We start from the raw sequence: 7,070 nt of genomic DNA, 5'->3' as shown, positions 1-7,070 counted from the left end.
GTTGATAGGCCAGATCTGGAAGCCCGGCAACGGGTGGAGGTGACTGGTACTAATAGGCCGAGGGCTTGTCCTCAGTTGCTCGCGTCCACTGTGTTAGTTCTGAAACAACGAACAGTTGTGTCGGCTGAACAGTTACACCACTTAATTGAAGAGTGTGCTTGTTCGCTGCCCTGTTTGAGATCCCGCTTTGCGGCGGGATATTTCATAGGGTTTCGGTGGTCATAGCATGAGGGAAACGCCCGGTTACATTCCGAACCCGGAAGCTAAGCCTCATAGCGCCGATGGTACTGCAGGGGGGACCCTGTGGGAGAGTAGGACGCCGCCGAACAATCTTTGGAGGACCCTTGGGTCCCAGCGTCCACGCTGGGACCCAAGGGTCCTTTTTGTTTTGTCGAAGCGCGCCGGCTACCCGGCTGCGCAAGAATGACTGCGGTACCGAAGACTAGGAGTCACCGATGTCCACCAACTCTCCCGACGAGCGACCGGAGCGCGACCAGCGCAGCCGGGACGGTGGCGACCGGGGCGGAAACCGTGGCGGCGCACCGCGTCGCGACAACGACCGCAGTGGCGGTGGGCGTCCTCCGTTCCGCCGCGACGACCGCCCCACCTCCGGTGGCCCCCGCCGTGACGACCGCGACCGGGGTGCTCCGCGTCGCGACGACAACCGTGGCGGTGGTGAGCGCGGTGGCTTCCGCCGTGACGACAACCGTGGTGGTGGCGGCGACCGTGGCGGCTTCCGTCGCGATGACCGCTCGACTTCCGGCGGTCCGCGCCGTGACGACAACCGTGGTGGCGGTGACCGTCCCCAGTTCCGTCGCGACGACAACCGCAGTGGCGGTGGTGACCGTGGCGGGTTCCGTCGCGACGACAACCGTGACAACCGTGGCGGCGGCGGTGGCGGCTACCGCGGGCGCGACGACCGTGGTGGTGGCGGCGACCGTGGTGGGTTCCGCCGCGATGACCGCTCGACCTCTGGCGGTCCGCGCCGTGACGACAACCGTGGTGGCGGCGACCGCCCCCCGTTCCGCCGCGACGACCGTTCGACGTCCGGCGGTCCGCGCCGTGACGACAACCGTGGCGGCGGCGGCGACCGTGGCGGCTTCCGCCGCGATGACCGTTCGACTTCCGGTGCTCCGCGCCGTGACGACAACCGTGGTGGCGGTGACCGTCCCCAGTTCCGTCGCGACGACAACCGTGGTGGCAGCGGCGAGCGCGGTGGTTTCCGTCGCGATGACAACCGTGACAACCGTGGCGGCGGCGACCGTCCCGGGTTCCGTCGTGACGGGGATCGGCCGGGGTTCCGGCGCGATGACCGCCGCGATGACAACCGTGGCGGCGGCGACCGCGGTGGCTTCCGCCGTGATGACAACCGTGGCGGCGAGCGCGGTGGTGACAACCGTGGTGGCTTCCGTCGCGACGATCGCCGTGATGACCGTCGCGACGACCGGCCCCGTGGTGGCGACCGTCCCGGTTTCCAGCGCGATGACCGGCGTGACGACCGGCGTGATGACAACCGTGGCGGCGGTGACCGCGGCGGGTTCCGCCGTGATGACCGCCGTGATGACCGCGGCGGCGACCGCGGTGGGTTCCGGCGCGACGACAACCGTGGTGGCGGCGGCGACCGCGGAGGCTACCGCGGCGGGCGCGATGACCGTGGGCCGCGGCGTGACGACAGCCGTGGCGGGCGGCCCGGCGGGTTCCGCGGGCGCGATGACCGGCGTGACGACCGTGACCGCGAGCCCATCAAGCGGCTGCCGATCCCGGACGACGTCACGGGCCACGAGATCGACAAGGACGTACAGCAGGAGCTGCAGAGCCTTCCCAAGGGGCTCGCTGAGGAAGTCGCCAGGAACCTGGTGATGGTCGCCAACCTCATCGACGACGACCCCGAGCAGGCGTACGCCTACTCGCGGATCGCGCTGCGGCTCGCCTCGCGTGTCGCCGCCGTACGAGAGGCCGCTGGCTTCGCCGCGTACGCGACGCAGAACTACAACGAGGCGCTCGGCGAGTTCCGGGCCGCCCGTCGGATGACCGGCAGTGTCGAGCTCTGGCCCGTCATGGCGGACTGCGAGCGCGGTCTCGGCCGGCCCGAGAAGGCGCTGGACATGGCCGGTGCGCCCGAGGTGCAGAAGCTGGACAAGCCGGGGCAGGTCGAGATGCGTCTCGTCGCCGCCGGTGCGCGTCAGGACCTGGGCCAGACCGATGCCGCCATCGTCACCTTGCAGGGTCCCGAGCTGGCGTCCAACTCCGTCCAGCCGTGGACCGCGCGGCTGCGCTACGCGTACGCCGACGCGCTGCTCGCCGCCGGTCGTGAGGACGAGGCGCGCGAGTGGTTCGCGAAGGTCGTCGAGTCCGACAAGGACGGCAGCACCGACGCCTCGGACCGCCTTGCCGAGCTGGACGGTGTCGAGTTCGTCGACGCCCTCCAGAACGACGCGGAGGTACCGGTCGCGGAGGCGGCGCCCGCAGCGCCTGCCTCGCAGCCCGATGCCGTCTTCGTCGCCCCCGTCCAGGAAGACGAGGACGAGGGCGTGGAGGAGTACTACGACGAGGACGACTTCGAGCTGGACGATGACGGTGACAGTGACGCTGATGGTGACGAGGGCCGTAAGGTCTGAGCGCTGAGCTAGTCGTACGGCAACGGGCGGGACCCCAGAAGGGGTCCCGCCCGTTGCCGTACGTGCGGAGTGTTCAGAATCAGAAGAGGATTCAGAAGTCCAGGTCGCGCAGGACCAGGCCCGATGCCGGCTTGGGGCCGAAGGACGTGGACTTGCGGGGCATCGTGACCCCCTGGCGTGCCAGGTCGCGTACGACCTCTTCGCGGACCGGGTGCATCAGGACGGCCGTGCCGCCGTCGCGCTCCGCCTTCTCCACGGTCGCCGCTGTGTCGTGGATGTACGCGATGTGCTCCGGGGCGTCCGGGATCTGCCAGATGTGATCGAGGAGCGTGGAGTGCAGGACCGTCGCGTCCAGGGTGCGCCAGGCCTCGGGCGGGTCGGCCGGGATCGTACGGGCCAGGAGGTCCGGGGACGGGCGGTCGATGAGGTGGAAGCCGCCGTCACCCGCGAGGAGGAACGCGTTGCCTTCCGCTGCGGCCTCGGCAAGGGCTGCGAGGGCGTGCGGCAGGGGACCTTCGACGGTGCGTATGCGGAAGGAGTCCGTGAGGGCCGCGAGGGCGTCGGGGACCGGGAGCCGGTGCAGGTAGCGGTGGATGGAGCGGACCCGCAGGGGGTAGCGCGCGGTGTCCACCAGGAGGACAAGGCCGTAGTCCCAGGGGCTGGGTGACGGGTGCTCCGAGCGCAGCAGGAGGGTCGTCGCCCAGCGGTGGTGTCCGTCCGCGATCAGGGCCTGATGGCGGAGGAGATCTGACTGGATCTCGGCGAGATCGGCGGGCTCTGTGACCGCCCACAAGCGGTGACTGAAGCCGTCCTCCGTGGTCGTCGAGAGGAGAGGCTCGGTGTCCACGGTGCGCTCGACGACTGCTGTTGCGCCCGTGGTGTCGCCGTTCGAGCGGTAGGTCAGGAGCAGCGGTTCGAGGTTGGCGCTCGTCGCGCGCATCAGGCCCGCGCGGTCCTCCACGACGTGCTGCATGACGCCTTCGTGGGGCAGGACGATGCCGTCATCGGCCTCGGACAGGCGCAGGGCGCCGATGACGCCGCGCTGCAGGATGTCGGCGTCGCGCTGCTCGTAGATGTAGAGGCTGGGCTTCGCGTCGGGCGCCAGGATGCCCTGGGAGAGCCAGTCCTGGAGGGTCTGCGCCGCCTGTTCGTTGCGGGCCGCCGGTGTGGTGGCCTGCGGGAGGATAAGGCGGACGATGTTGTGCGGGTCGGCGGACTCCAGGTGGAGGAGGCCGTCGGGCCGTACGACCACGTCGTACGGAGGGGATGTCACGGCGGCGAGGCTGCCGACCTGCTCGGGGACGTAGCGCACGCCTCGGAACGGGATCAGGTCGAGGCCTTGGTCGTCGGTATGACCCGCTGTGTTCATTGCTGCATCGTATGTGTGTCAGTGGCATGAGCGATGATCGGGGGAGTGGGATCGATCGAGGAGCGATGCGTAATGAGCCAGACCGTCAGGACACGGCCCGCGGGCAGCCGAAATGTGCTGAGTGAGGCGTATGACACCGCGCTGCTCGACCTGGACGGGGTGGTGTACGCGGGTGGGCACGCGATCGCGCACGCCGTCGATTCCCTCGGGACGGCCCGCGCGGGCGGCATGCATCTCGCGTACGTCACGAACAACGCGCTGCGCACGCCGGACGCGGTGGCCGAGCATCTGACGGAGCTCGGCATTCCCACCGGGGCATCGGACGTCATCACGTCCGCGCAGGCGGCGGCGCGCCTGGTGAGCGAGCAGGTGCCCGCGGGCGCGCGGGTCCTTGTGATCGGCGGGGAGGGGCTGCGGGTCGCGCTGCGGGAGCGTGGGCTCGAGCCGGTCGAGTCGGCGGACGACGGCCCTGTGGCGGTCGTGCAGGGGTACGGCGGTCCCGACATGGCGTGGGGACGGTTCGCCGAGGCCTGTTTCGGGATCGCGCGTGGCCTTCCGTGGTTCGCGTCCAACACCGATCTGACGATTCCGAGTGCGCGGGGCATCGCGCCGGGCAACGGCGCGGCGGTCGAGGTCGTACGCATCGCGACGGGCGCGGAGCCGCAGGTGGCGGGCAAGCCGCTGCCTCCGATGCACCGCGAGACGATCCTGCGGACGGGCGCCGAGCGGCCGTTGGTCGTGGGGGACCGGCTCGACACGGACATCGAGGGCGCGTTCAACGGAGAGGTGGATTCGCTGCTCGTCCTGACCGGAGTCACGGACGGCGCCCAGCTCCTCGCCGCCCCGCCCGAGCACCGGCCCACGTACGTGGACGCGGATCTGCGCGGCATGCTGACCGGGCAGCCAGAAGTGACTCCGGCCGATGGCGGCTTCGGCTGCGGTGGGTGGACGGCGTCGGCGCGGGGGCACGAGCTGGTGCTCGACGGCGAGGGCGAGGCGCTTGACGGGTTGCGGGCGCTGTGTGCGGCGGCGTGGACGGAGGCGGGGGACGGGAAGTGCGCCCTTGACGGGGAGAAGGCGCTGGCGCGGCTGGGGGTGTAGCAGCGGGGGACAAGTCGTGTGGCTCGGCCGGCTGCCCCAGGGTGAAGCCCCGGCCGACGGGGGGCGGACGGGGCTTCGGCCAGGGGAGGCGTAGGAGCAAGGGAGGCCCAGGAGGGGGTCAGGCCGTCTCGTTGCGGTCGATCAGCTCGTCCGTGGTGGTGCCCTTGCGCCAGTAGCCGGAGAAGCAGATCCGCTTGCGGTCGAAGTCGCGGTCGCGGACCAAGTGGCGGCGGACCGTTTTGACGGTGGCCGACTCGCCCGCGACAAAGGCGTACGGAGTGCCCGAAGGCAGCTCCGCGGCCTCGATCGCCGACGGTGTCGCGCCTTCCTCGGTGAGCCAGGTGATCTCGGCGTCGGCCTTCGTCGGCAGCTCCTGCTTGTCCGCCAGGTCGTGGAGCTCGATCCAGACGCGGGTCGGCGTGCCGGGCGGGAGCGTCTCCAGGATGGCCGCGATCGCCGGGAGCGCCGATTCGTCGGCGGCCAGGAGGACCCAGTCGGTGTCCTGCGGCGGCCTGAACTCGTACGCGCCGTTCTCCTCCTCGACCGGGGCGAGCACGCCGATCCGGGAGCCGGGCAGGGCGCCGCGTGCCCAGCTGGTGGCCGGGCCGTCGAAGGGCGAGGGAGCGGGGCCGTGCACCGCGAAGTCGACGATCAACTCGTCGGGGTCGCGGCGCAGTTCACGCGTGGTGTAGGTACGCATGATGCCCCGGACGTCGGGATCGAGGGCGCACCAGTCGGCGTACCAACTGGCAGCGTTCTCGCCCGCCGTGTCCGGCATGACGGGGGCGTCCTGCCCCGGATGCGGCAGGAACACCTTGATGCGCTGGTCGCGGCCCGCCGACGCCATCTCCGCCAGACCGTCGCCGCCGAGGGCCACGCGGATCATGGCGGGGGTGACGAACTCGGTGCGCAGCACGTGGAGGTCGAAGAAGTGGTAGGGGGACGCAGTCATCAGGTGAGCCTCTTCGACTTCTCTATCGCGGTGGCGAGTTGTTCGAGCACGGGTGCGTAGCCGGCGTAGCTGTAGCGCTCCTCCATGGACCACGGCACGGTCTGGCCGGCCTTGACCGCGGGGAGGAGTGCCCAGGTGGGTTTCTTCGCGAGCTCCTTGGGCGGCATGGCGCTCGTACGGTTGTCGATCATGATGAGGTCGGCGTCGTACTTGTCGGCGTTCTCCCAGCTGAGGAACTCCCAGAAGCCCCACTCGTCGCTCTTCTTGCCCTCGACGAACTCGACGCCGAGGTCCTTGAAGTAGTTGAGGTCGCAGTAGGAGTCCGGTACGGCGACGTACATCTGGTCGGCGTCGCCGGTCATCGCGAGGACCTTCAGACCGCGGTTGGCCTTCGCCGCCTCGCGCAGTGTCCGTTCGGCCTTGTCGAAGCGGGCCTTCGCCGCCCGCACCTTCTCTGTCCCGAGGTCCCCGCCGAGCGACTTCGCGAGCTCGGTGTAGCGCTTCAGCGGGTCCAGGAGCGAGGTGCGGGCGCCCTTGATGCCGACGGTGGGCGCGAGCGACTCGATCTTCTTGGCGCCTTCCTCGGGGACGAACCAGAGGGCGGGCGGCGGGAACATGTTGCTGATCAGGAGGTCGGGCTCGAGGCCCGCGTACTTCTCGATGTTGAACTGGCCCCAGGACTCGCCAAGGCTCGTCAGTTCGCCGACATCGAGATCGCCCGCCTGGGGATTTGGCTTGCCGTCCACCGGCTTGGAGGGGCCGAAGATTCCGGTGCACGCGACGCCGTAGTCGTGCAGGGCGGCGGCCGTGCTGATGAAGGCGACGATGTTCTTCGGCGTGTGGTCGACCTCGGCGGTCTTGCCGCGGTCGTCCTTGAAGCTCCAGGCCGAGCTGTCGCCTGACGACTTTGCGTCGCCGTCGCCGGAGCCGCATGCTGTCAGGAGTCCGCCTGCGCCGAGGGCGACGCTCGCGCCCAGGAAGCCACGTCGGGTCAGAGCAGGAGGTATCGGACTGCGGACAGGCATGGGTG

6 protein-coding genes and 1 rRNA gene are annotated in these 7,070 nt (G+C 70.0%); 3 read left to right on the top strand and 4 right to left on the bottom strand.

Annotation, left to right across the window (positions count from 1 at the left end):
- Window positions 1-211: 211 nt before the first annotated feature.
- Window positions 212-328: ribosomal RNA gene (gene rrf / locus ACWFRJ_RS18175) — 5S ribosomal RNA — on the top strand.
- Window positions 329-449: 121 nt separating this feature from the next.
- Here the strand turns inward: rrf and ACWFRJ_RS18170 are convergent.
- The gene (locus ACWFRJ_RS18170; RefSeq protein ID WP_453531212.1) at window positions 450-1,781 is read right to left on the bottom strand and encodes a hypothetical protein; all 1,332 of its coding nucleotides are present in this window, start codon (window positions 1,779-1,781) and stop codon (window positions 450-452) included.
- Here ACWFRJ_RS18170 and ACWFRJ_RS18165 point away from each other — a divergent pair.
- Window positions 1,752-2,618: a hypothetical protein gene (locus ACWFRJ_RS18165; RefSeq protein ID WP_453531209.1), complete on the top strand. Its 867-nt coding sequence runs from the start codon at window positions 1,752-1,754 to the stop codon at window positions 2,616-2,618. The two genes, ACWFRJ_RS18170 and ACWFRJ_RS18165, sit on opposite strands and share 30 nt — an antisense overlap.
- Before the next feature lie 91 nt (window positions 2,619-2,709).
- Here the strand turns inward: ACWFRJ_RS18165 and ACWFRJ_RS18160 are convergent, their stop codons facing one another.
- Window positions 2,710-3,987, bottom strand: a complete 1,278-nt coding sequence (locus ACWFRJ_RS18160; RefSeq protein ID WP_453531117.1) for a DUF1015 family protein — start codon at window positions 3,985-3,987, stop codon at window positions 2,710-2,712.
- A 72-nt stretch (window positions 3,988-4,059) separates the two neighbouring features.
- Between ACWFRJ_RS18160 and ACWFRJ_RS18155 the strand changes: the two genes are divergently transcribed.
- Window positions 4,060-5,088: an HAD hydrolase-like protein gene (locus ACWFRJ_RS18155; RefSeq protein WP_453531115.1), complete on the top strand. Its 1,029-nt coding sequence runs from the start codon at window positions 4,060-4,062 to the stop codon at window positions 5,086-5,088.
- A gap of 118 nt (window positions 5,089-5,206) precedes the next feature.
- Here the strand turns inward: ACWFRJ_RS18155 and ACWFRJ_RS18150 are convergent, their stop codons facing one another.
- Together ACWFRJ_RS18150 and ACWFRJ_RS18145 are read right to left on the bottom strand one after the other, a co-directional pair.
- A complete protein-coding gene (locus ACWFRJ_RS18150; protein WP_453531112.1) occupies window positions 5,207-6,040 on the bottom strand; it encodes a siderophore-interacting protein in 834 nt (277 codons plus the stop codon).
- On the bottom strand, window positions 6,040-7,065 hold the full coding sequence (locus ACWFRJ_RS18145) for an ABC transporter substrate-binding protein (RefSeq protein ID WP_453531109.1): 1,026 nt from the start codon (window positions 7,063-7,065) through the stop codon (window positions 6,040-6,042). Before ACWFRJ_RS18145 ends, ACWFRJ_RS18150 begins: the two co-directional genes overlap by 1 nt.
- Window positions 7,066-7,070 lie beyond the last annotated feature (5 nt).

The sequence above is a fragment of the Streptomyces sp. NPDC055239 genome, from assembly GCF_053606205.1.
This window is presented reverse-complemented; position numbering and strand designations above follow the sequence as displayed.

Coding starts and splice junctions, on each gene's coding strand:
- ACWFRJ_RS18160 (WP_453531117.1), bottom strand. CDS start 3,987: ATGAACACAGCGGGTCATACCGACGACCAAGGCCTCGACCTGATCCCG.
- ACWFRJ_RS18155 (WP_453531115.1), top strand. CDS start 4,060: ATGAGCCAGACCGTCAGGACACGGCCCGCGGGCAGCCGAAATGTGCTG.
- ACWFRJ_RS18150 (WP_453531112.1), bottom strand. CDS start 6,040: ATGACTGCGTCCCCCTACCACTTCTTCGACCTCCACGTGCTGCGCACC.
- ACWFRJ_RS18145 (WP_453531109.1), bottom strand. CDS start 7,065: ATGCCTGTCCGCAGTCCGATACCTCCTGCTCTGACCCGACGTGGCTTC.